The sequence below is a fragment of the Stenotrophomonas sp. SrG genome, assembly GCF_050031795.1.
In the GTDB taxonomy this organism is placed as follows: Bacteria; Pseudomonadota; Gammaproteobacteria; order Xanthomonadales; family Xanthomonadaceae; genus Stenotrophomonas; species Stenotrophomonas rhizophila_A.
Window position 1 is genome coordinate 1 of sequence record NZ_JBNBBE010000531.1, and the last position, 254, is coordinate 254.

Genomic DNA, 254 nt, shown 5'->3' on the forward strand with positions numbered 1-254 from the left:
CGCGCGAGCTGCGGCCGATTGTGGGATGCAGCGCACCGCGCATGCTCCTCTGATGGCAGCCGATGACCGTTCCCGTCGCCCTCTTCGCACGCTCCCTGTGGTGCCTGAGCTGGCTGGCCGTGGCCGGCGCCTGCCTGATCGGCTATGCGGTCAGCGGCCGCGTCGGCTCGCCGCTGCCGCATGGGTACGTCTCGGCCAGGGACCTGCGCCGGTGGGGCGGGGTGGGCGCCGGCCGGCGGTCGGCGGCGGTGGTG

Annotated in this window: 1 pseudogene; it reads left to right on the plus strand. The window is 75.2% G+C overall.

The window, feature by feature from the left end:
* Positions 1-62 precede the first annotated feature (62 nt).
* Positions 63-254: pseudogene (locus tag ACQG3P_RS20755) on the plus strand (sensor histidine kinase); the annotation flags it as partial.